Source organism: Mucilaginibacter sp. P1_D10 (genome assembly GCF_056406215.1).
The window spans coordinates 102,141-125,147 of the sequence record NZ_JBFUAP010000009.1 but is presented as its reverse complement, the minus strand read 5'-3'; the positions used below and the strand labels follow the sequence as shown (position 1 = coordinate 125,147).

Annotated in this window: 24 protein-coding genes; 15 read left to right on the top strand and 9 right to left on the bottom strand. The window is 45.8% G+C overall.

Annotated elements, in window-relative coordinates:
• The first annotated feature begins 24 nt into the window (after window positions 1-24).
• The 5 genes from AC1DYT_RS15850 (at window position 25) to AC1DYT_RS15830 (ending at window position 5,345) form a co-directional block, all read left to right on the top strand.
• Window positions 25-552, top strand: coding sequence for an NADPH-dependent FMN reductase (locus AC1DYT_RS15850; RefSeq protein ID WP_477470553.1), 528 nt, complete (start codon window positions 25-27; stop codon window positions 550-552).
• Window positions 553-1,346: 794 nt separating this feature from the next.
• Complete coding sequence (locus AC1DYT_RS15845; RefSeq protein WP_477470552.1) at window positions 1,347-2,414, top strand: AAA family ATPase; 1,068 nt, start codon at window positions 1,347-1,349, stop codon at window positions 2,412-2,414.
• A gap of 64 nt (window positions 2,415-2,478) precedes the next feature.
• Window positions 2,479-3,408, top strand: coding sequence for a DUF6371 domain-containing protein (locus AC1DYT_RS15840; RefSeq protein ID WP_477470551.1), 930 nt, complete (start codon window positions 2,479-2,481; stop codon window positions 3,406-3,408).
• 624 nt (window positions 3,409-4,032) lie between these two features.
• Complete coding sequence (gene aqpZ / locus AC1DYT_RS15835; RefSeq protein ID WP_477470550.1) at window positions 4,033-4,737, top strand: aquaporin Z; 705 nt, start codon at window positions 4,033-4,035, stop codon at window positions 4,735-4,737.
• A 242-nt stretch (window positions 4,738-4,979) separates the two neighbouring features.
• On the top strand, window positions 4,980-5,345 hold the full coding sequence (locus AC1DYT_RS15830) for a hypothetical protein (protein ID WP_477470549.1): 366 nt from the start codon (window positions 4,980-4,982) through the stop codon (window positions 5,343-5,345).
• Between the two features lie 168 nt (window positions 5,346-5,513).
• On the opposite strand, the gene AC1DYT_RS15825 is transcribed toward AC1DYT_RS15830, so the two are convergent.
• A complete protein-coding gene (locus AC1DYT_RS15825; protein WP_477470548.1) occupies window positions 5,514-6,002 on the bottom strand; it encodes a hypothetical protein in 489 nt (162 codons plus the stop codon).
• Between the two features lie 104 nt (window positions 6,003-6,106).
• Window positions 6,107-6,832 (bottom strand): hypothetical protein, encoded by a 726-nt coding sequence (locus tag AC1DYT_RS15820; RefSeq protein WP_477470547.1) that lies wholly within the window; start codon window positions 6,830-6,832, stop codon window positions 6,107-6,109.
• 401 nt (window positions 6,833-7,233) lie between these two features.
• On the opposite strand from AC1DYT_RS15820, the gene htpG reads away from it, so the two are divergent.
• The 4 genes from htpG (at window position 7,234) to AC1DYT_RS15800 (ending at window position 10,207) form a co-directional block, all read left to right on the top strand.
• Complete coding sequence (htpG, locus tag AC1DYT_RS15815) at window positions 7,234-9,117, top strand: molecular chaperone HtpG (protein WP_477470546.1); 1,884 nt, start codon at window positions 7,234-7,236, stop codon at window positions 9,115-9,117.
• A 146-nt stretch (window positions 9,118-9,263) separates the two neighbouring features.
• Complete coding sequence (locus AC1DYT_RS15810; protein WP_477470545.1) at window positions 9,264-9,416, top strand: hypothetical protein; 153 nt, start codon at window positions 9,264-9,266, stop codon at window positions 9,414-9,416.
• A 10-nt stretch (window positions 9,417-9,426) separates the two neighbouring features.
• Entirely contained in the window at window positions 9,427-9,930 is a 504-nt protein-coding gene (locus tag AC1DYT_RS15805) for a DUF4251 domain-containing protein (RefSeq protein ID WP_477470544.1), read from the top strand.
• A gap of 4 nt (window positions 9,931-9,934) precedes the next feature.
• A complete protein-coding gene (locus tag AC1DYT_RS15800) occupies window positions 9,935-10,207 on the top strand; it encodes a hypothetical protein (RefSeq protein WP_477470543.1) in 273 nt (90 codons plus the stop codon).
• 102 nt (window positions 10,208-10,309) lie between these two features.
• Here the strand turns inward: AC1DYT_RS15800 and AC1DYT_RS15795 are convergent, their stop codons facing one another.
• From AC1DYT_RS15795 to AC1DYT_RS15775, 5 genes are all read right to left on the bottom strand, one after another.
• Window positions 10,310-11,239, bottom strand: a complete 930-nt coding sequence (locus AC1DYT_RS15795; RefSeq protein ID WP_477470542.1) for a sugar phosphate isomerase/epimerase family protein — start codon at window positions 11,237-11,239, stop codon at window positions 10,310-10,312.
• Window positions 11,240-11,437: 198 nt separating this feature from the next.
• Window positions 11,438-11,839 (bottom strand): 50S ribosomal protein L27, encoded by a 402-nt coding sequence (gene rpmA, locus AC1DYT_RS15790; RefSeq protein WP_477470541.1) that lies wholly within the window; start codon window positions 11,837-11,839, stop codon window positions 11,438-11,440.
• Window positions 11,840-11,886: 47 nt separating this feature from the next.
• Window positions 11,887-12,195 carry a 50S ribosomal protein L21 gene (gene rplU, locus AC1DYT_RS15785; RefSeq protein WP_477459035.1) on the bottom strand — a complete coding sequence of 103 codons (309 nt, stop codon included), beginning with the start codon at window positions 12,193-12,195 and terminating at the stop codon, window positions 11,887-11,889.
• Between the two features lie 300 nt (window positions 12,196-12,495).
• A complete protein-coding gene (locus AC1DYT_RS15780) occupies window positions 12,496-12,996 on the bottom strand; it encodes a hypothetical protein (RefSeq protein WP_477470540.1) in 501 nt (166 codons plus the stop codon).
• 63 nt (window positions 12,997-13,059) lie between these two features.
• On the bottom strand, window positions 13,060-14,433 hold the full coding sequence (locus AC1DYT_RS15775) for a dicarboxylate/amino acid:cation symporter (RefSeq protein WP_477470539.1): 1,374 nt from the start codon (window positions 14,431-14,433) through the stop codon (window positions 13,060-13,062).
• 57 nt (window positions 14,434-14,490) lie between these two features.
• Here AC1DYT_RS15775 and AC1DYT_RS15770 point away from each other — a divergent pair, with 57 nt between their 5' ends.
• From AC1DYT_RS15770 to AC1DYT_RS15755, 4 genes are all read left to right on the top strand, one after another.
• The gene (locus AC1DYT_RS15770; RefSeq protein WP_477470538.1) at window positions 14,491-15,018 is read left to right on the top strand and encodes a hypothetical protein; all 528 of its coding nucleotides are present in this window, start codon (window positions 14,491-14,493) and stop codon (window positions 15,016-15,018) included.
• A gap of 53 nt (window positions 15,019-15,071) precedes the next feature.
• On the top strand, window positions 15,072-15,572 hold the full coding sequence (locus tag AC1DYT_RS15765; RefSeq protein WP_133227234.1) for an RNA polymerase sigma factor: 501 nt from the start codon (window positions 15,072-15,074) through the stop codon (window positions 15,570-15,572).
• On the top strand, window positions 15,559-16,149 hold the full coding sequence (locus AC1DYT_RS15760; RefSeq protein ID WP_477470537.1) for a hypothetical protein: 591 nt from the start codon (window positions 15,559-15,561) through the stop codon (window positions 16,147-16,149). Before AC1DYT_RS15765 ends, AC1DYT_RS15760 begins: the two co-directional genes overlap by 14 nt.
• A gap of 112 nt (window positions 16,150-16,261) precedes the next feature.
• Window positions 16,262-16,783, top strand: a complete 522-nt coding sequence (locus AC1DYT_RS15755) for a GNAT family N-acetyltransferase (RefSeq protein WP_477470536.1) — start codon at window positions 16,262-16,264, stop codon at window positions 16,781-16,783.
• Between the two features lie 157 nt (window positions 16,784-16,940).
• On the opposite strand, the gene dinB is transcribed toward AC1DYT_RS15755, so the two are convergent.
• A complete protein-coding gene (gene dinB, locus AC1DYT_RS15750; RefSeq protein WP_477470535.1) occupies window positions 16,941-18,125 on the bottom strand; it encodes a DNA polymerase IV in 1,185 nt (394 codons plus the stop codon).
• A 68-nt stretch (window positions 18,126-18,193) separates the two neighbouring features.
• Between dinB and AC1DYT_RS15745 the strand changes: the two genes are divergently transcribed.
• Window positions 18,194-18,826 (top strand): 2'-5' RNA ligase family protein, encoded by a 633-nt coding sequence (locus AC1DYT_RS15745; RefSeq protein ID WP_477470534.1) that lies wholly within the window; start codon window positions 18,194-18,196, stop codon window positions 18,824-18,826.
• Window positions 18,827-19,140: 314 nt separating this feature from the next.
• Window positions 19,141-19,713 carry a peptidylprolyl isomerase gene (locus AC1DYT_RS15740; RefSeq protein WP_477470533.1) on the top strand — a complete coding sequence of 191 codons (573 nt, stop codon included), beginning with the start codon at window positions 19,141-19,143 and terminating at the stop codon, window positions 19,711-19,713.
• A 121-nt stretch (window positions 19,714-19,834) separates the two neighbouring features.
• Here the strand turns inward: AC1DYT_RS15740 and AC1DYT_RS15735 are convergent, their stop codons facing one another.
• Complete coding sequence (locus AC1DYT_RS15735; RefSeq protein WP_477470532.1) at window positions 19,835-22,789, bottom strand: TonB-dependent receptor; 2,955 nt, start codon at window positions 22,787-22,789, stop codon at window positions 19,835-19,837.
• Between the last annotated feature and the right edge of the window lie 218 nt (window positions 22,790-23,007).

Below are 23,007 nucleotides of genomic sequence, written 5' to 3'. Positions count from 1 at the left end.
CGCAATGACAAGTTTTATAAATCAATGTACAAGAAATCCATCTTCGCCATATCCGGCAGCCTGCGGTCAGGCTCGTCTAACCATGCTATACTCAATCACATTGCCGGCCTATTGCCAGCCGATGTAAACTACTTTATTTACGACAACCTTGCCGCCATTCCTCCTTTCGACCCGGGATTGGATAACGAACACCCACCCGAAGCAGTAGCCGAATTAAGGAAGCACCTCGAAAAAGCCGATGCCATCATCATCTGCACGCCCGAATATGCATTTGGTGTACCCGGTCAACTAAAAAACGCGCTGGATTGGATGGTGAGCAGTAGCAGTTTTGTAGATAAACCTGTGGCGCTTATTACCGCTTCCCTTGGCGGCGAATCGGCACACGCGGCCATGCAGCTGATATTGGGGGCATTATCTGCCAAAGTTATACCCGAAGCTACTTTGCTGATACAATTTATCAGGTCGAAAATTAATGGGGATGGTGTGATAACGGATATCGGCACCGAAGAAAACATCGAAGCACTTGTGCAAAAATTGCAACTCTCTCTTTAAGGAGTTGTCTGTCCGTCCGTTTTCTTCCCCGGAATTTTGTGGACTACTTGCAATGACCGGGGTATAATAAACCCGATTGTACGGAAAGCTGCTTCTACCGGCAGCTTGGAGGGAAACCTGCCTGCCGGCAGGCAGGGCGGGACTGCCGAAACCAAAGTACCACTGTCCTTGCTTTTCAAATCCCTCTCTCCATCTCGTCATTGCGAAGCGCGAAGACAACCGACCGAAGGGAGCTCATTGATTCCTTGAGAAAAAAAACAAAACATCAATAATCTCCCGGTTAGCAGGGCGAACCTGCAGAGCGGCTCTACTCTCCCCAACGTCATTGCGAGGCACGAAGCAATCTCCCGGTTAGCAGGGCGGATTTGCACAGCGGCTCTGCCTGCGGATTTGCAGAATGGCTCTGCCTGCGTAGAGATTGCTTCGTTCCTCGCAATGACGCGGTGGTGAATTCATCTGCACATCTGTAATCTGCACATCCTCCCCCCTGTCCGTCCGTTTTCCCTACCGGAATTTTGTGGACGGCACTGACATGAAATTAAAGATTTTTTAAATATTTCTTTGTTATTAAAGATTATTCTGTATATTTGTATTGAACATATCTCTCCCAAGGCTAATCACCTTTCTTTCTGTCCGCCTTCTGTCGCAGATAATTACGCTAACAAAAACGGACGGACACCACAAACACATCGTACTATAGCTTTAAACGCAACCCGCGTTTACATGACAGCCTATATATTATAGGTTATTGGAGAGGTATTTTATAAAATATGCATTTTATAAATATCAAATACATGAATACAAACAACAACCAAAACCCCGGCATGCGTATCAATGCCGAAGAATTGCAACAAGCCAGCTTAAGGCAACTGCAACAACCACCAACACCAACCGAAAGTGTGCTAACCATTAAAGGCGCAAATCACTGGATGGAAGATGCGAAGAACGCCCCAACACCAAAAATGCTGTTCGGTAAATTTTGGCACGAGGGCGAAGTGTGCATTTTATTTGCTGATAGCAACTTAGGTAAAAGCATTTTAGCCGTGCAAATTGCTGATGCCATTACCTATGGCAAAGCAAATTATCCCTTTGATGTAGAAGCCACACCGCAACAGGTTATCTATTGTGATTTTGAATTGACTGATAAGCAATTTGAAGCACGCTACTCCATTGATTTTGACAACCATTACGAATTTAACAAGTGGTTTTTACGTGCCAAGATAAACCCCGATACCGAACTGCCCAATGGCTTTGATGATTTTGACGAATTCCTGATTCACGACCTGGAACAAACCGTGATAGATACGGGTGCCAAAATCCTCATTATTGATAACCTTACCTACCTGCGTAACGAAACCGAGAACGCTAAAGGAGCATCGCCCCTGATGAAACAACTTAAAAGCCTGAAAAACAAGCACGACCTAAGTATTTTGGTACTGGCACATACACCCAAAAGAGACCTTACCCAAGCCATAACCCGGAACGATTTACAGGGTAGCAAAATGCTGATGAACTTTTGCGATAGTGCCTTTACCATTGGCGAAAGCAACGTAGATAGCGCCATACGGTACCTCAAACAAATAAAACAGCGCAACACCGAACAGGTTTACGGCGACAGCAACGTTTGCCTGTGCCAGATAAGCAAACCCGGCAACTTTTTATGCTACGATTTTTTGGGCTTCGGCGAGGAATGGAAACAACTGATAACCGGCAAAAGAGGCAAGCAAGCAACCGACCAGTTGGAAAGGGCCATAGGGTTGAAAGCAATGGGCCGGAGCCTTCGGGAAATAGGCAACGAGCTGGGCATATCGCACCAAAAGGTGGATAGGATGCTAAGAAGTGCTGCCGATAACGAAAATTAAGAACCTGTCCGTCCGTTTGCGGGCACGGAAGTTTGCGGACGGACGGACACCACCTAGCCAACCCATGTACAAATACCAACTACAACCCTATAAGGGCATGCCCACCCGGTACAGCTGCCCAAATTGCCGGCACAGGAAAAGCTTCACCCGGTATATAGATACCGATACAGGCCAGCATATTGCCACGCACGTAGGCATATGCAACCGCAAGGATAAATGCGGCTACCACTACACCCCAAAACAGTTCTTTGCATTAGGCATCGTTGCCGCCGTTAGTAAATTCCCGTTTGGGAGAGCGCCAAAACGTAAGCCGAAGCCCGAGGTGGAATACTTTATAAACCCCGAATTTGTAGAAAGCACTTATACCGATTATGGGCAAAACAACTTTGTGCAGTACCTTATTGCCCGTTTTGGGTTTAATGAGGCCGAAAAACTGGTAGGTGCTTACCGCATTGGCACCAGCGGGCATTGGTTTGGCGCAACCATATTTTGGCAGATAGATACCCACAACCGCGTGCGCACAGGCAAAATAATGCTGTACGATAAACAAACCGGCAAGCGCGTAAAGCAGCCTTTTAACCACATTACCTGGGCGCACGCGCTTGCGCTTAAAACAGCCCCTGCCGATATTGCCTACACGCTAAACCAGTGCTTTTTTGGCGAGCACCTGCTTATTACCTCGCCCTATAAGCCCGTGGCCATTGTAGAGAGCGAAAAAACAGCTGTGATAGCCGGCGCGCTGATGCCTGCTTTTATATGGATAAGCTGCGGCAGTCTGGAAGGGCTAAACCTTAATAAATGCAAAATACTGCAAAACAGGGAGGTGATGCTTTTCCCCGATGTAAACGCAAGCAAAAAATGGCACGAGAAAGCGAAAGAGCTGCGCAGGGCCATGCCGGGTACCAAATTCGTGGTATCAGATTACCTGGAGAAGCTGGCTACCGAAAAGGATAAGAAGGATGGGGTGGATATTGGGGATGTGGTGTTTGGGTGATGAGGGTGATGACACATTTCCGCGCGTCATTGAGGTACGAAGCAATCTCCCGGTTAGCAGGGCGAACCTGCAGAGCGGCTCTACTCTCCCCAACGTCATTGCGAGGCACGAAGCAATCTCCCGGTTAGTAGGGCGAATTTGCAGAGCGGCTCTACTCTCCCCAACGTCATTGCGAGGTACGAAGCAATCTCCCTGCTAGCAGGGCGGATTTGCACAGCGGCTCTGCTTGCAGATTTGCAAATGGCTCTGCCTGCGTAGAGATTGCTTCGTGCCTCGCAATGACGCGGAGGTGAGGTTGTCCACGCAATTCCGCTCCCGAAAACGGACGGACGGAAGTAACCTAAACCCGATTGTACGGAAAGCTGCTTCTATCGGCAGCTTGGAGGGAATGCGGGGCTACCGGGAGATAGTAGCACAAACCCTGCTTTACAACAAATGCAGCTATTTTAGCTATAAATTTCCAGCCTCTGGTTCGCCGTTTCTTTCGTCGTAAAAATACGACCCTCCATATATCCGCGTAAAAATTTAATAAAGCGTTTACGTTTGGCGGTATGTTATATGTAACTATAATAATATATTTACCTGTATTAATATAGACCCTATTAACTTATTCAATTAAACACAATGAAAACAAATCCCTCAAAATTCTTTGCCGAGTTTTTCGGTACGCTGGTGTTGGTATTAATGGGCTGCGGTAGCGCCGTAATTGCCGGCGCAAATGGCAGCACGGGCGTAGGCCTGCTGGGCATATCCTTTGCCTTTGGCCTATCGGTTGTTGCAATGGCCTATGCAATAGGGCACATATCGGGTTGCCACATCAACCCCGCCATCTCTATAGGCATGGTGGTTGCCGGTCGTATGACGCTGACCGAGGCCATAATTTACATTATTGCCCAAATACTGGGTGCCATTGCAGGCGCGGCTATCCTGTTGTTTATCGCCTCCGGTAAAGCTGGTTACAGCATCGCCTCGGGTGGACTTGGGCAAAACGGTTTTGGCGCGGGCTCGCCAGCGGGTTATAGCCTGCAGGCGGGCTTTGTGGCAGAGTTGGTGTTCACCTTTATATTCCTGTTCGTTATTTTTGGTTCTACATCTACAAAAAATATACATGGCGGCTTCGCGGGCCTATCCATTGGTTTAAGCCTGGTGCTTATCCATATCGTAGGCATACCGGTAACCGGCGTATCGGTAAACCCTGCCCGCAGCATCGGCCCTGCATTGCTGGTTGGCGGCCAGGCCCTCAGCCAGGTATGGGTGTTTGTAGCAGCACCTATCATCGGTAGCATACTGTGTGCGGTAACCTGGAGATATTTGCTGGAACGGAAGTAAAATAATTTAATTATTCAGTGAGCCCTCCGGTGATGAGCCGGGGGGCTTTGTGTTTGCGGTAGTAGGCATTAATACGCTATCGCAAGATTTGTAAACATTCTAATATTTAACCGTATTTTCGCTAAACTACTGTTATGAAAAAAGTCTTGTTATTCTTTATCGTTCTATTGGTGTCGTCTAATGGATTTGCTCAAATTCAAAATATAAAACAGGAGCTCGTTGGAGCTTGGGAATTTTCGGATATGTCGGATAATACCGGAAAGAAAATAGACACGATTAAGCATCCTTACGGATTTGAATTAGCTACCGGCCCGTTAACCACTTATAGAAATGATGGCACATATACCAAGCAGTTTACGCCAAAAAACGCTGATAACGGCAAATGGTATTTCGATAACGAAAAAAACGCCATCATCCATTTGTTATACTATAGTAAGCCATATAGCTTTGCAGCACAATATCTGATTGATAAAGGGCATGCCAAAAAGGACCAGAACGGCGATTACTACGAGATAGTGACCGACAAGATATTTGAGCTAACGAGCGATAAGCTAACCATTGTAGATAGTAAGGGCAGAAAGACCACCTTCCTTAAAAAGAAAGAGTGACGAATGTTATGTTTGGGAACGTTCAGTGCCTTGTTAGGGAGCGCTAAATAAGTGATCCCAAGCCCTTGGATGTCACTTTCTTTGATTCATAGGCTGGAGCACCCATGTCGCGTGTGAGCTACCTACCAAAATATGACGATACAACTCATCACACACGAAACGCCCGCGCTAGCCATGCTGCGTAGGAGTTGGAGCAAGCGGTTGACTTAGCGCTTTATTGATTCGGGTAGAAGTAATTTTTATCTCTAAAAGCAGTAGTCCGGAGTATATGATGCAAATCAATAACTTTGTCATCAGTCCATCGATATCTGTTTCACCAACAGAAGCTTGAAACAGCGAGAAAGCCAAACCCAATGCAAGCACAAAGGCTAAAATCGCTGACAGCCCTTTTAATCGTAGCTGATAGTAACATTCGTCGGTATCCAGCGGTAATTTGATAATCACTTTAGGTAAAAAGTTTTCTAAAGAACTATGGAGCCGGGTAAATAAAAGGGCAGATTTTCCAATATTACCTAAAAATAGCTTATCGCTTCCCACATCGCTATTTGCGGATATTAGGTCTAATGAATTTACTCTCTTCAACGATGCCTTTCTAAGCAAGCTTTCTACTTCCGTTTTCGAGAGATTTGTAATGTAAACTTTCTTGAAATAAAACATGGGTTATATTTTTCTGGCTGTTTGATAAGGCCCTTAAAAATAGCAAATAAAATCATCTGTACATCTTTAATCTGCATGCTCGCCCTATAACGAAGCCGCTTTCATTAATTATGGGGTACATAAGGCACGTTGTAACTAGCTTTCTTTATCAGTTTTTTTACAACCTTACCTTCTTTGTTTATAGACGAGACAAACACGTTAGAATCTATAATAGTTGGTAATTTAAGAGAGTCGGCAAACTGTTTCCTCGTGGATTCATAGATGATAACTTTACCCTTATCCAAAACCGATGTTCTTTTAACCGGGAATATCATCAATGTATCCCCATGCTGGTATGGGCCGCTATCTAAACCTCCAAACAGGTTTACCCCATCTACAAACTTGTTGTTCTTATCCAGCAAAATCATCGTTAATGATTCATACTCGCCTCCACTAATCATCACCAATATGGGTTGCACATCGCCTATTTTATCCTGTTTGGCAATGAAGTGCGCCATTACCTCATTTTTAATAAAATCCAAATTGGTAGTGCCCTGGTCTTTAGACAAGAATGGTGCAATGATTTTCGCCTTTAACGCGGGCAACAATTCAACAAATTTAACTTTACGTGTAGAGTCTGCATACAGGTCATGGTAGTTATATTGGCGTTCAATCCACACCCGGCTCAGGTCCGATGCGTTTTTATACGCAAAGTTCTTATCCGCCAGAAAAGATGTGTCGGCAACCGAGATACTATCTTTAAGCTTAGGTTTTTCGGTAGCTTTTGGTTTTGGGTGAGAACAAGCCGTTGCTAATATTGCAAGTAACAGCAAGTAAAAAATATTCTTCATTTGCGTTTATGATAAGGCGTTTAAAAATAGCAAATAAATACTTTCTCGGACAAGAAAAATGAAGCCTGCTCTGCCTGCATAGAGATTGCTTCGTACCTCGCAATGACGGGTTGGTTAGGGATTCGTCCACCCCGTCCGCGCAATTCCGCTCCCGAAAACGGACGGACGGAAGTAACCTAAACCCGATTGTACGGAAAGCTGCTTCTACCGGCAGCTTGGAGGGAAAGCGGGGCTAGCGGAGGATAGTAGCACAAACCCTGCTTTTCAAAACATCTGCACATCTGTAATTTGAAATCTGCACATCCGCATCCCTCTGCCAATTCGTCACTCCTACTGGTTTTGGAACGGCTGTTGTTAATCCCCTACCGTAAACTATACTGTAATTCTAAAATCATAAAACAATGCAAGAAAAAGGATCTATTTCGATACACACCGAAAACATTTTCCCTATCATCAAGAAGTTTTTATACTCTGATAACGAGATATTCCTGCGCGAGCTGGTTTCTAACGCCGTGGATGCTACGCAAAAAATAAAACGTTTAGCGTCATTAGGGCAGTACAACGGCGAACTGGGCAACCTGCGTGTGGAAGTAGCTTTTGATGCAGACAAAAAGACCATCACCATATCTGATAACGGTTTGGGGATGACAGCCGAAGAAATAAAAAAATACATCAACCAGATCGCTTTCTCGGGCGCGACTGAGTTCGTTGAGAAATTCAAGGAGGCAAAAGATGCCAATGAGATCATCGGCCGTTTCGGGCTTGGTTTTTACTCGGCATTTATGGTTGCCGACCGTGTGGACATTGAAACCCTAAGCTACCAGGAAGGCGCTGAGCCTGCCCGTTGGACCTGCGACGGCAGCACCGAATTCGAGATAAGCGAAGGTAGCCTGGCCGAGCGCGGTACCGAAATTACCCTGCACATCAATGCCGAAAGCGAAGAGTTTTTGGATAAGCACAAATTGCAGGGTATATTGGATAAATACGCTAAATTCCTGCCGGTGCCTATCAAGTTCGGTACGACCACACAAGAGGAAGAAGATGGCGAGGACGAAGAGCGCAAACCGAAATACAAATCGGTTGAGACAGATAACATCATCAACGATACCACCCCTATCTGGACGAAATCTCCTACTGAACTGAAGGACGAAGATTACCTGAAGTTTTACAAAGAGCTTTACCCCTACAGCGAAGACCCATTGTTCTGGATACATCTGAATGTGGATTATCCGTTTAACCTTACCGGCGTATTGTACTTCCCTAAACTGAAGAACGATTTTGAGATTACGAAGAACAAAATCAAATTGTTCAGTCGCCAGGTATTTATTACCGATGAGGTGAAAGATATCGTCCCTGAGTTTTTGATGTTGCTGCATGGTGTTATCGATTCACCGGATATCCCGTTGAACGTTTCGCGCAGCTTCCTGCAAGCCGATAGTGCCGTTAAGAAGATCAATACTTACATCACCAAGAAAGTAGCTGACAAATTAGCCGACCTCTTTAAAAGCGACCGTAAAGGCTTCGAAGAAAAATGGGGCGATATTGGCTTGTTCGTGAAATACGGCATGATTAGCGAAGATAAATTCTACGATAAGGCGAAGGACTATGTTTTGGTGAGCAACACCAAGAAAGAGAACTTCACCCTTGCCGAGTACAGGGATAAGGTTGAAGCTACCCAAACCGATAAAGACGGCCAGGTAGTTTACATCTACACCAACGACCCGGAGAAACAGGATGCGTTCATCCAGTCGGCCACTAAAAAGGGTTACGATGTAATGGTGATGAACTCGCCTATCGATACGCACTTCATCAGTCAGCTGGAGCAGAAACTGGAGAAAACACAATTAAAACGTGTTGATGCCGATGTTGCCGATAAGCTGATTAAGAAGGATGAGAACCCTGAATCGGTACTGACAGAAGAGCAATCGACCAAAGTAAAAGAGATATTTGATAAGGCTATCAACAAGCCCGCTTATAAGGTGAAACTGGAAAGCCTTAGCCCGGATGAATTACCCGTTACCGTTACTATGGACGAGTTTATGCGCCGTATGAAAGATATGGCAGCCATGGGCGGTGGCATGAGTTTCTACGGCAGCATGCCCGATAATTACAACGTTATCGTAAACGGCAATCATAAGCTGATATCTAAGATACTTGCCGACGAGAACACCGACGTACAGGCCCAATTAGCTAAACAGGCGTTCGATTTGGCTTTGCTTTCGCAAGGTTTATTAACCGGTGCGGAACTGACCGAGTTTGTGAACAGGAGCGTAAGCCTCATTTAAGCCCCCCACCCCCCTGAAGGGGGAGCTTTTGAAAAGCACTAGCCGTCCCAAAAGGGCGGCTTTTTTGTTGCCCGTAAAATTGTTTTTCGGTTTGGTTATGGAATCTACTCCCCCTGTGCATCCTACGTATATAAAAAAGGAAAACGATGAAAAGAACAATCAAACTAAAGGTGTACGGCCCGGCGGGCTTAAACCAAGCGGTGTCGGCGCAGTCTAAAATAACCGGGTTGCCTATAATATTTAAACTTATAGACAACTATACGGTTATACAACAAACAAGCGTTACATTTATACCATAATTGATTAGCAATGAAAACTTTAATCAAAATATGTTTCGGCCTGGCAATAGTTGCCTCGATTACGCAAACAGGCCTGGCGCAAGATAAAAAAGCCGAAAAGCTGGCGGCAGTAAAGCAACTCATCGAATCGAAAAATTACATTTTTAAGGCCGAATTTATGTACCCCATGAGCGGTGCACAGCAATACCTCACCAGCGATTACGATTTGAAGATAGCGCAGGACACCCTGGTGGCCTACCTGCCTTACTTCGGCGTAGTATATTTCAACGCGGCTTATAACAACAGCGCCGATGCGGGCATACAGTTCACCTCTACCAGGTTCGACTATAAACTGGAAGAAAAGAAGAAAGGCGGCTACGTTGTGTACATCAAGCCGAAGGACAACAAAAACACCCAACAAATGATACTGGATGTATCTGCAAACGGCGGTGCCGGCTTAACCGTGCAAAGCGTAAACCGGCAAATGATACGTTTTACGGGCTATATAAAAGAAGTGCCCAAACCCAAAATATAAAACCATGATAAGAATCGACATCCCGGCTGGGGAAGAAAAAATAACGCAGGAAACATTCGAGACCTACGGGATTCCTCACCCGCCGAACGGTACAGAGATAGAAATCAACGGCGATATTATATTGTTATTTGACGACGAGGCACAGGCGATAAGTTACCTGGATAAGCTGGAGGATAATTCAACCTCGGTTGCGAACGACGCGCCTGCGAGGAAAATATTGAGCCTTATCATAAGTACCATCAGCAACGACAAATTCGTGCAGGACTACTTACGATAAAGCATTAAGCCCTTCTCTTTTTTGGGAGAAGGGCTTAATATTTGCGCATCCAAGCATCTTTTAAGGATGACTTCGTAAGGGATCCCCCGTTAAGTAATACTGTTAAGCAATCAGGTTCTTAGTCAGGTAGCTAAAGCTGCCGGCCATGCTGGCAAAAGGGTCTTTAGGCATATCGTGCTCTACGAAGAAATGCTGCATACCTGCTGATTTTGCTGCCGCGAAGATGGGCTTGAAGTCGATCGTGCCACTACCCACGGGCAAAATTTCTACACGCGCTGCGTCTAAATCTTTCACATGCCACAGCGGGAAACGGCCCGGATGCTGTGCAAACATATCAACCGGATTTTTACCGCCTTTAATAGCCCAGGCCAGATCGAGTTCGAACTTCAGGAACTTAGGGTCGGTTTCTGCCAAAAATAGCTCATAAGGCACCTTGCCCTCTACTTCATGGAACTCCGCGTCGTGATTATGGTAGCAAAATTGCAAACCGGCTTTGCTGGCCAGCTCGGCGCTCTTGTTCAAGGTATCGATAGAAAGTTTAATTTCTTCAAGCGAAGTAATTGGTGTACTTGCGCATACCAGGTACTTCACGCCGCCTTCAGCGGCCTCGTCTACCAGTTGCTGCATATTATCGCGCAGGTTCAGCATTGGTGGCAAAGTCATGGGTTTACCATCGGGCATAGTAGGCATTTTTGCACCCGGAGGCAATTTAAACGGAGCGCCCAGCACGTGGTGGCTTTTCCATGAAAGGCCTTCGCCGTTTACCATTGCTTTGAATTCTTTTGGCTTTAAGCCATAGTACCCGCCTTTTTTGCTAAAAGCCGATTCTATCTCCTTGTACCCTACTGCCGATATTTTAGACAGCGTGCCTTTAACGTCGGCATCCATCACGTTGAAGAACGTGAACAGCTGTATGCCCACAGCATGCTTGCTTTTAAAGTTTAAAAGAGATGTTGCCTTGCCCGATAAGGCTATGCCGCCAAGCACCAGCGTACCTGTGCTTTTTAAGAAATTGCGCCTGTTTGAATTCATCTTAATTGGTTTTGTTTAGTTGGTAAGTAAATCTAAATCAATTAAATCGAATAAAAGAAATTATTGTGTCTTTTATACGCAATCGTATTTTTAGATGATAGATATGAGACGTGAGGTTTGAGATGGGATATCTATCATGCAAAAAGCCCCGTATCTTTCGATACAGGGCTTCCTGATACTATGCTCTGCTAAAACTGATTACTCAGCTGATGCTTCTTCAGCGTCTGCAGCTTCTTCTTTTTTAGCTTTTGGTGCTTTTTTAGCTTTTGGTGCTTCTTCAGCAACCTCTACCTCTGCAACAGGTGCAGCAGCAACAGGTGCTAAATCTTCAGCTACAGGTATAGCTTCGAAAGGGATAACAGATACGTATGAGCGGTTATCTGCTTTCTTTTTGAATACTACGTGCCCTGCGGTTAAAGCGAATAAGGTATGGTCTTTACCGATACCTACGTTTAAACCCGGGTTGTGCTTGGTACCACGCTGACGAACGATGATGTTACCAGCAATTGCAGGCTGGCCACCAAAAATTTTGATACCTAAACGCTTGCTATGTGATTCGCGGCCGTTTCTTGAACTACCGGCCCCTTTTTTGTGTGCCATTTCTTAATTTCTTTTGTGAGTCGATTACCGGCTCGGTTAAAATTTAATTATAATGTGATACCGGTGATCTCGATCTTGGTAAACTGCTGGCGGTGGCCATTCCTTTTCTGGTAACCTTTCCTTCTTTTCTTTTTGAAGACGATTACTTTATCACCTTTTAAATGAGACACGATCTTAGCCGATACTTTAGCGCCTGCTAGGTCTGAACCTAATTTAAAGCTGCCTTCGTTTTCTGCTAACAACACATTGTCAAATTCAATACTAGCGCCTTCATCTCCTTGTAAACGGTGTACAAAGATCTGCTGGTCTTTCGCAACTTTAAACTGTTGCCCGGCTATACTTACTATTGCGTACATTGTTGATTAATTATTATTTTAAATTTTGAGGTGCAAATATAGGGTTTATATTTATAAAACGCAATAGCTGGCAAGAATTGAGTTAACACGAATTATACTAATTGAGCCGAATTGCACGAATTTTAATAAGTGAACACGAATTTATTCGAATTGAACCAGATTTCACTAATTCTTAGAAAAGAAACTGAACAGGTTTTATTGATGTATTACAGATGTATTACAAAAAATGATCGCCACGCAGATTTGTGAAAATCCTCCTTAATTCGTGAAATTCGTGTTAACTCAATTCGCGTTAACTCATTATTTTTTCTGCTTCTGTTCTGCATCATTAAGGCGCCCTTTTATTTCTTTTATCAGGCGTTGGTTAGCATCTACCAGTTTTTCGGGCCCATCGAAATTGGCATCGAAAACAATCCTTTTAGTTTTACGCTTATAATTAAAAGTGATAATATAACGCGGCGCATGCACAGTGCTGTCTTTACTGGTTTCGTTTTCGGGGAAATCCCAGAAACCGAGGTCGGCAGCTTTGCGGTGCAGGTACAGCAAATCGTCGTTGCTTAGGTGCATGTTCATTTTCACTACGGAGTCCCTGCGGTTGATATATTGATAATCGCCAGTTTTAGAGTCGTACTTGTTCAGCAAGCTGTCGCGAAACCCGTATTGTATCTGCATCGACTGGAACTCGGCATATTTATACGGGGCGTTTTTGATCATCATGCCATAATAGTAAAAGCAATACAGCATAAAAGGTACGGTAACGCTGAGGATAATGAATATTTTTTTGGACTTAAGAGAGTTCATTTATGCATTAGTGAATGAGGGCGCAAAGTTGCCTATTTTATTTTCAATAAACCACACGCAAATCTAATCTTTTAGCTCTCCCTCCCATTTGCTTACTACTGCTGTTGCCATAGCGTTACCTAAAACATTGGTTGCCGAGCGGCCCATGTCCAACAGCGGGTCTATCCCAATCAACAGCGCTAAACCTGCTTCCGGGATATTAAATAAAGAGATTGTACCTGCTATAACCACCAGCGATGCACGCGGCACGCCGGCTATACCTTTACTGGTTAGCATCAGCACCAGCAGCATAGATAATTGTTGACTAAAAGCCAGGTGTATGCCGTAGGATTGCGCCAGGAAGAGCGAGGCAAAGGTCATGTACATCATTGAGCCATCCAGGTTAAAAGAATATCCTAGCGGCAGCACAAAGCTTACAATTTTGTTATTGCAACCGAAACGCTCCAATTCTAATAGCACTTTAGGGTATGCAGCCTCACTGGTAGAAGTACTGAACGCGATGAGCATCGCATCCTTTATCCTGCCCACCAAATTGAAGGCACGTTTCTGCAACACCGCAAAGCCGGCCAAAACAATTACCATCCACAGTATCAACAACGAAAAGTAAAACTCGCCGATGAATATGGCATAGGTAGACAAAATGCCTAAACCCTGTTTGGCAATGATGGCAGTAATGGCCCCAAACACCGCCAGTGGTGCCAGCTGCATCACATAACCGGTTATCTTTAATATAACATGGGCGATAGCATCCAAAGCTTTTATTACGATAAGCCCCGGTTCGCCGATAGCGGCCGTTGCTACGCCGAAGAACAGCGAGAACACCACGATTTGCAATATCTCGTTATTGGCCATCGCCTCTATAAAACTCTTGGGGAATACGTGGCCTATAAAATCACGCAAAGACAAAGCCGTTTTTTGGATCCCCGTACTCAAGTTAGCATCGGGCAAGGGCAAATGCATGGCTTCGCCGGGTTTAAAAAAGTTCACCAGTATCATACCTAAAGCCAGCGACACCAGCGTAGCGCTCAAAAACCACAGGAGGGTTTTGCCGCCGATACGGCCAACGGATTTGATATCTCCTACCTTTGCCACGCCAACTACCAGCGTTGTAAATACTAATGGGGCCACAATCATTTTAATCAATCGCAGAAATATATCGCTCAATACGGTAAAGCCAACCAGCTTATCCTCGCGTGCAGTATCGCTTTCTTTGCGAACCTTTGCCTGCTCTGTGCGTTGTGTTTTTAGTGCCTTAAAATCGGCAGTGGTGGTATCTTTGGTAGCGGCTATCCGCAGGTCGATAGATTTTATCTGTGCCTCGGCGGCGCTCATTTTGGTATTAATGGCGTTTATTACCGTAGCATTGTAAATATAGCCGGCTATAACACCCAATACGAGTGCTATAAAAATATACAGGGTAAGTTTGTTTTTTTGCATTTAATTAAGATCAGTGCCGCTAAACTACGAAATTTACTATGTTGCAGAAAGTTTAATATGAGCATCCCCACCTACGGATTACAACAGATAAAGAAAGAATTACAGCACCTGCCGCAGGAGCAGCTTGCCGAATTGGCCCTGCGCCTCATCCGATATAAAAAAGAGAATAAAGAACTGTTGGCTTACCTCCTCTTCGATGCGCATAACGAGCAGGATTTTATAGAGAGCATAAAAGCCGAGGCCGGCTTTATGTTTAGCCAATTACCCTCCCAGGCATATTTTGCGGCCAAGGCACTGCGCAAGATATTAAAGATGCTGAGCAAATACACCAAATTCATCGGTTCCAAGCCGGCCGAGATTGAACTGTTGCTAAATTTTTGTCAAAACTACCTGCAATATGTTATCCGCCTAACATCGCATAAACCCATCCGGTTGATACTCACCCGCCAGTTAGACAAACTTAAAACAGCGATAGGCAAGCTGCATGAAGATTTGCAGTTCGATTACAGCCAGGATTACAACGCCCTTTTGGAGGATGCCGACAACAAACTGCCATGGCTGAATAAAAAAAGTTACCTGTTGTAACATTTACCACATACCCTAGTCAAACACGTAAAATCTACTAAAACTATTAACAAGTGGCCGATAACAAAGAAGAAGCTTTCAGGAAAGTATATGAAGCCAATTCGAAGAAGATTTTCCATTTGTGCTACGGTTACACCGGCGACGACGATGCCGCCAACGACCTGCTGCAGGAAACCTTTTTAAAGGTTTGGCAAAACCTGCACAAGTTTCGTAACCAGGCCCTGATATCAACCTGGATCTACCGCATTGCGGTGAACACTTGCTTAACCTACCTGCGATCGGAAAAACGACAGGCCAAGGACGAACTGACCCCACAAATTGCCGAAAACAAACGCGAGGAGTTCTCTGAAAAGAACGAACAGGTTGCTTTGCTGTACAAGTGTATATCTAAGCTGGAAGAATCGGAAAGAATAATTATAACACTGGTGCTTGATGAAGTGCCATACCCCGAAATTGCAGATGTTTCGGGCATATCGGAAGGAAATTTGAGAGTGAAGATATATCGTATTAAACAAAAATTAACAGAATTATATAACCATTATGAAAGACTTTGATCATTTATTGATGGTTTGGCAGGGACAGCCAAAACTGGAGCCGGCTGCGGTAGACGAGGTGTTGAAGCAGGTAAAAAAGGGCATGAAGAGCCTCACTACCAATTTATTCTGGAGCATAACGGGCATGCTGCTGGCCTTAGTCGGCATTGCTATGGTGATGCTGTTCTTCGTATTCCAATCGTGGGTTACGTATGCGGGTATTATCGTTATACTTTCCACCATGGTTATTTATGTGCTGATGATGATACGCGATTACCGCCTCATCAATAAACAGGATTTTACGATAAACCCCACCGCCTATCTCGAAAGCCTTAAAGAATACCAAAAAAGCCGTGCCACTATCTACGGCTGGATGTATTATTTATATGTATTGTTACTGAGCATCGGTCTTAGCCTATACTTTTACGAAGTGCTGCAAAGCGCATCGCGGGTGTTCAAGTTTTGCGCCTATGGCCTAACCGCCGCCTGGTTATTGTTTTGTACGTTTTACCTAAAGGGCCGTATATTTGCCAGCGAACAGGAAAAATTGAACCTAATGATTGATAGGCTGGTGCGTTTGCAGAACCAGTTCGATTAAACTCGGATATGCAGATGTGCAAATTTCAGATGTGCAGATGAATCATTTTTGATATTGGATATTCCGCGTTCGATATTATCTTCACGGCGGATATTGAAGATAGTTTATGCCAATGCCTCCTATCGATATAAAAAGAGTACAACCAAACGATGCAGCCCGCTTACTGGGGCTAAGCCGCCGCACATTTTTTGATGCCTTTGCGCACCTGAATAGCCCGGCAAATATGGATGCCTTTGCTGCAAATGCCTTTACTTTGCCCAGCTTCGAGGCGCAGTTGAACAACCCCGATTCCTACTTTTATTATGCCATGGTTGGCGGCCAGCCGGCCGGCTATATCAAACTAAACTACAACCTCGCCCAAACAGAATTCAAGGATGCTGATGCTTTGGAGGTAGAGCGTATTTACGTTTTAACAGCATACCAGGGGCAACAAATAGGCAAGCAACTGATAGATTTTGCCATCCAAACGGCAATAGACGCTAACTTCAGCTACATCTGGCTGGGCGTATGGGAACATAATGCCGGTGCCATCCGCTTTTACGAAAGCAAAGGCTTTAGCATATTCGGTAAACATAAGTTTATGCTGGGTAGCGATGAACAGACGGATCTGTTGATGAAGAAGGAGCTCAATTGATGTGCTTAAACTATCGCGTAATTGCGAGGTACCACACATCTCCCGGCTTGGCATTTCCGCTTAGCATGACGGCTTGTCCTGTGAAGAGATTGCTTCGTTCCTTATAATGACGTAGTAGAGAAATCGTATAAATCGTAACAATCCGCTTAATCCCGGTTCAGCCTTTCATAAATGGATTAAAGGTCCTCGTCCCTATTTCCATCCCCGCCGCGCGGCAAACCGTTTTATCGCCGAACCTGAAGTTGATGTTATCAACGGCCTGGTACAGGCGTATGCGCTCTTCGTTATCTTCGAACAGGTTTATCTGGTAGCTGCCGGTGCAGAGGTCGCTCAGGCGTACGCCGATTAGCCTGATCGGACGGTGCTGGTTCCAGGCTTTTTTGAGAAGGTTTTTTATCCCCGGGATGAGGATATGCTCGGCCGCCGTTAATGGTATCTTTTGCTGCAGGGTGTGGGTTTCGAAGTTTGCGTAGCGCAGCTTGATGGCAAGGCAGCTGCTCACCTTGTTTTCGCGGCGCAGCTTGCCCGCAAGTTCCTCTGTCATGCTTACCAGCGTGTTCTCCAGCGTGCGGATATCCTTTACATCATTATGGTAAGTGGTTTCGGTAGAGATGGATTTGCGGCCCGTGCTTGCAACTATCTCGCTTTCATCTATCCCATGGGCCTTATTATAAATAGCGGTACCCGATTTACCGAACACCGCCTCCAGGAATTTAATGTTCACCTTTTGCAGATCGCCTATTTTTTCGATACCATACTGGTAAAGCTTTTGGCAGGTATGTTCGCCCAGGCCGGGTATCTTGCGGATGTTGAGGGGTGCCAAAAAGGCCAGCTCCTCACCTGCTTTAACCCATAGCTGCCCGTTGGGTTTAGCCTGGTTGGTGGCCATTTTGGCCACCGTACGGCCCGATGCCATGCCGAAAGATATAGGCAAGCCCGTTTCGCGGATTACGCGCTGCCGCAATTCGGTTGCCATTTGGTAGGGATCATGGAAACGTTCCATCCCGCTCAGGTCGATATAAAACTCGTCTACCGAGGTTTTTTGGTACAGGGGTACAGATTCGTGGATAATATCGGTAACCTGCCTGGAAGCTTCCGAATATCGCCCGTAAGTGCCGTGGATAACGATAGCTTGCGGGCAAAGCTTAAGCGCCTGCCGCGTGGGCATGGCAGAATGTACGCCGAATGCCCGCGCTTCGTAACTACATGATGCCACCACGCCCCTATCTGCCGAACCGCCGATAATAACCGGCTTGCCGATGAGCGCCGGGTTGAACTTACGCTCAACTGATACGAAGAACGAATCCAAGTCGATATGTACGATGTGCCGCTGTGCATCCATATACAAATATGTAAATTTTAGTTTGAAATACTAAAATAATTAGCAAATTTGTGATAAAATCAACACGCATGACCGGGTACTCCGATTATCTCTTCCTCCTTTCGCCGCCCGAAAACATCAGGCAGGAGATAGCACGGTATAAAAAAGCGTCGGTAAAGCACATTGGCGAATTCGGCAGCATGAACTCCCCGGCCCACATCACCCTTAACCAGTTGGAGCGGCAGAAACCCTATATGATGGATACCGCATTCGAGCGCATACAAAGCAGCCTGCAAGCCATGCCGCCTGTGCTGCTGCATATGGATGGTTTTAAATATTTCGAGCACTTGCACAGCAAGAATACCATTTATGCCTACATCCGCAGCACGCCTGCAATGGAAAGCTGGTTCGGCCTGCTGCGCAAAACCCTCAACATAAAAAAGGCGGTGTTGCCGCACATCACAGTAGTACGCAATGTGCCCGAGGCTGATTTCAAAAAGCTGTGGCCCCACTTTCACCACAAAAAACTGCTGGAGCCTTTCTGGATACACGAACTCAAGATACTGCAGCGCGAAACCTTCGGTACCACTGCCGGCAAATGGGAAGCTTATAAAACCATCCCCTTTAAAAATACCGTGGGCCTGGCCGGCAAGCGCAGCTGGAAAGAGCAGCAACAGGCTAAAGCAGAAATAGCAGCAAGGAAGCAGATAAAACTATTTTGAAGCCATAAATTATTTGCCCTGCATCAAAAAGAATTTTTGCATTTGTTAGTTTGGAGTCTGTTTATGACGCTGATAAATCACCAACCGGCACCTGAACAGGTGCAAACCCAATTTTTCAATCAAGTATTTGATTATAAATCAATTAAATAGAAAATATTCTGATTTCTGTAAACCTTTTGTAAACCCTTTTTCCTTGCCGACCCTATTATTTTAAGTGACCTCAGCACCCCCTCCAGGCAATCGCTTCAAATCGTATATTTGCGCCACCCTAAAAAACCTCGGGCATCATATGCCCTTATATTTCTATTTACTATATGCGAAAAATCTTGCTCGTTTGTGCTGCCCTCACATTTTCCATGGCCTGTTTTGCCCAGGCGCCCATCCATTGCCTTATAAAAACATCGCTTGGCGATATCGCCATCGAACTATACCCGGACAGAGCGCCTGCGACAGTAGCCAACTTTATGCGGTATGTAGATAAGCATTCGTACGATGGCAGCAGCTTTTTCAGGGTATGTACGCCTGCTAACGAAGCTGACCGCAAAGTGAAGATACAGGTAATACAAGGCGGTAATGTTCCCAATAGGCTCGCGCTGGACAGTATAAAAATCGAAACAACCAAACAAACCGGCTTGTTGCATCAAAACGGCACGCTGTCCATGGCGCGCAGCGGCCCAAATTCGGCAACTAGCGAGTTTTTTATTTGCATCGGCAATCAGCCCGCATTAGATTATGGCGGTGCCCGCAATCCGGATGGACAAGGCTTTGCTGCCTTTGGCAAAGTTACTGCAGGCATGGCCGTGGTAAAATTGATACAGACCCAAAAAGACAAAGCGCAATACCTGGTTAAGCCTATAAAAATCCTTTCGATAAGCCGGGCAGAATAAAACGGCTCCACACCAAATTAGAAAGAGGCCGTCCCCTTGCGGGCCGGCCTCTTCAAAACTAAATTAAACCTAAAAAGCTCTTCGTATCCATCAAAAGCCGCAGCTTTTGATGCTTGTCGTTTTACTTGTTTCCATTTCCGCTCAGCAGGCCGTCAAGCGTTACCGAAGCATAGTATATGCCGCCGATTGTTGGGCCACCAGCGTACTGAATGTACCGTTTGTTGAAAATGTCTGTTGCGCCAATTTTAAACGTAGCGTAATACGTCGGTACGCGCAAGCTTACCTGGGCATCGAACGTGTGGATAGATGGTACCGTACCGGTAACCAGCGGGCTCTCCCACAGGTATGATTGCTGCCATTTATAAACAACGTTGAAACCAAAGTTCCTTACCACCTCGCGGTTGCCAAAGGATAAGTTGCCCGACCATTTTGGCGTATTGAAGCCTGTAACGAATATATCTGAACTGCTCTGCGCCTTCAGCTTATTAAAGCTTGCGTTGCCCGAAACGGTGTAACGTTTGTAAAAGTTATAAGTAAGCCCCAACGAAGAGCCGTAGTTGTTATATATATTTTTGGCGTTGGTGTACACCCTGTAACGGGCCTGGCCCTGGCTGGCGGCGTTGGTGCTGGTAGCGGTAGTAGGATCGCGGTTAATATCCAGCATGGCCAGTACGGCAGCATCGCTACCTACCTTTACGCCATTTGGCACGAATACCTGCACCTGGCCCAGGAAACCATCGTAACGGTTGGTGTAAGCATCAACATCAAGAAATACTTTGTTATCAGCAAATATCCCTTTATACCCCACTTCGAAAGAAGTGATTTGCTCTGGGCGTGCTTTAGGCAGGTTGGCCACTTGCAACAGGTTACGGTTGGCTAAGGCGGTGGCATCGTCGCCGGTGGTAGATGCCGCTTTAACCGCGTTATTAAAGGCTACTACCGATTGCTGGGTGTAACTGTTCTCCAGGTAACCCAAGCCATCGTTGATAAATGGCAGGCTGCCTACGCGCTTAACACGGCCATTGTTTACGTAAGATAAGGCTTCGAACAACGACGGGAAACGATACCCGTTCTGGAAGGTGAACCTGAAGTTATGGTTTTGGCTTGGCGAGTAAACAGCGGCCAAACGCGGGGTGAACTTAGGGTCGAAGTATGGATTGTAGTCCCAACGTACCGAACCGAACAGCTTCAGCTTCTCTTCGAAGAACGTCTTGGTAACCTGGGTAAATGCGCCGTATTTTTTATAGGTAACATTGTCACCGAAGCTACCATCGGCAAGTTGCTTGTTGCGGTCGGCAATTGGGCGGGTAAAGTCTACGAAGTTGTTACCATCCGGAATTATCTGGTAAACGCGCACGTCGCCACCAACCAAAAGGTCTATAAATTTCACTTTGCTGGTCAAATCCCACTGTGCTTCGCCGTTGAACATGTGGCTCTTTTGGATGAGGGCGGCACCGCCTGTTGCAGGGGCATCAGGTATCAGGCTCGATTTAAAATCCCAGTTGTTGATGCCTATAATGGTTTTGCGCAGTGCATCAAACTCGGGCGTACCCGGCTCTACCCTACCCTTATCGGCAGCTGCACGGGCAAATTGCTCGGCCGCTGCAAGGTTTGTAGATTTTAGCCCGCCGTTGGCAGTGGCATACGCCGTAAGCGCGTTTTTGAAAGACGTACCCCAGGCCGAATTGCTCGCATGGTTCAAATCAAGGTTATCGGCAAGCGGTTTTACGTTGAACGAGTTGCCTGTGTTCTCTATGGATTCGTACCCGCGTACCAGGAAATCCTTACCTTTCAATTCCAGCTTATGGTTCTGCACGGTAGCGCCGTTCAATGATATTTTGTTACCGCGTTGGAAAACGCCGTCCATCCTACCATAGCGGTAGGTATATGATAAAGTGGTGTTTGGGGTAAGCTTGTAAGCCAGCGTACCATCCAGTTTCAGGTTGGTTACGTCGGGCTTCACTAAGTCTATTTCGTTATAACCTGTACGGGCAACGGTTAAGGCCGGGCGGGCTACGCCATCTACGGTAATACCTTTTATAGATACGGTGTTGCTACCTGCAAGGGCGTCGTCGCCGTATTTATTCCAGCCATCATAAGCGGCGTTGCTGGCGCCGGTGAGCTCGGGGTAAGCAGGATTTGCGGTCTTAAGGTTCGTAGGGTTTTGATCTTGCTGCGTATTCGATTGCCAATCCTTCCCCTTCAGGTAGCTCGCATTCAGCTTGAATGCGAATTTATCGTTGAAAGCTTTAGCAAACCTGATGGCATCCTCGGTTATGGCACTCGAGCCAAGGTTATCACCCAGGTGGTTTACGCCGCTGCGGTGATAAAAGCTAAGTCCCTGGTATTTGAAAGGGTCCTTAGTGAACAAGTTAGATAAACCGTTGATGGCGTTGGTGCCGTATAGCGCGGCGGCCGCGCCGGGCGTAATTTCAACGCTGGCAATATCCAACTCGGTTGGGCCGATGGCATTGCCTAGCGGTACACCCAAAGTGGCCGACTGCATATCCACGCCATCTGCCAGTTGCATAAACCTGAAGTTATTCGGGCTGTTGAAACCACGCGTGTTAGGCACTTTAAGGGTAATACTGGTTGTAGTAACCTGCACGCCTTTAACGTTCTCCAGCGCATCGTAAAAGCTGGGGCCGGGCGATTGCTTAAGCGCATTGATGCTGAGCTTATCGATAGCTACCGGCGAGCGCAACAGTTTTTCTTCCCTTCGCGATGCCGTTACCACCACCTCGTTTATCAATAATGATTGTGTTGTTAGCTGTATGTTAACCGCGCTATTGGCGTTTTTGATATAAAATTCCTGTGGTTGATAGCCTACTGCTGTAAATACCAGGGTGAATGGCAATTTTGCGCTTGTGGTAAGCGAGAATTTACCTGTGGTATCGGTTACCGCGGCGTTGGTGGTGCCCTTTATGGTAACGGTTGTACCTATCAGTGGCAAGCCATGCTCGCCGCTTACTTTACCGCTTAAGATATAGCTGCCGTTGAGTTGCGCCGATGCCACCGTCGGGACGAGGAGCAGGAAGAGCACAATAAATTTTATAAAATTCGTAGAAATTTTCATGGATTAAGGTTGTAAAAAGTTTAAAAAAGAAATGAATCGTGATAAGTTGCTAGCCAGAAAATCAGCAACAACAGCATGCAGCAAGGCACTGCATTTTAAAGGTTTTAACTAAGGCCGGGGTATTTAAATAATACATTGTCTATAGAATATGTCGACAAAAATATAAATAATATTTTTCCTGCAAACTTTTTTTTATAAAAAGTGCGTTTTGGGGCAGA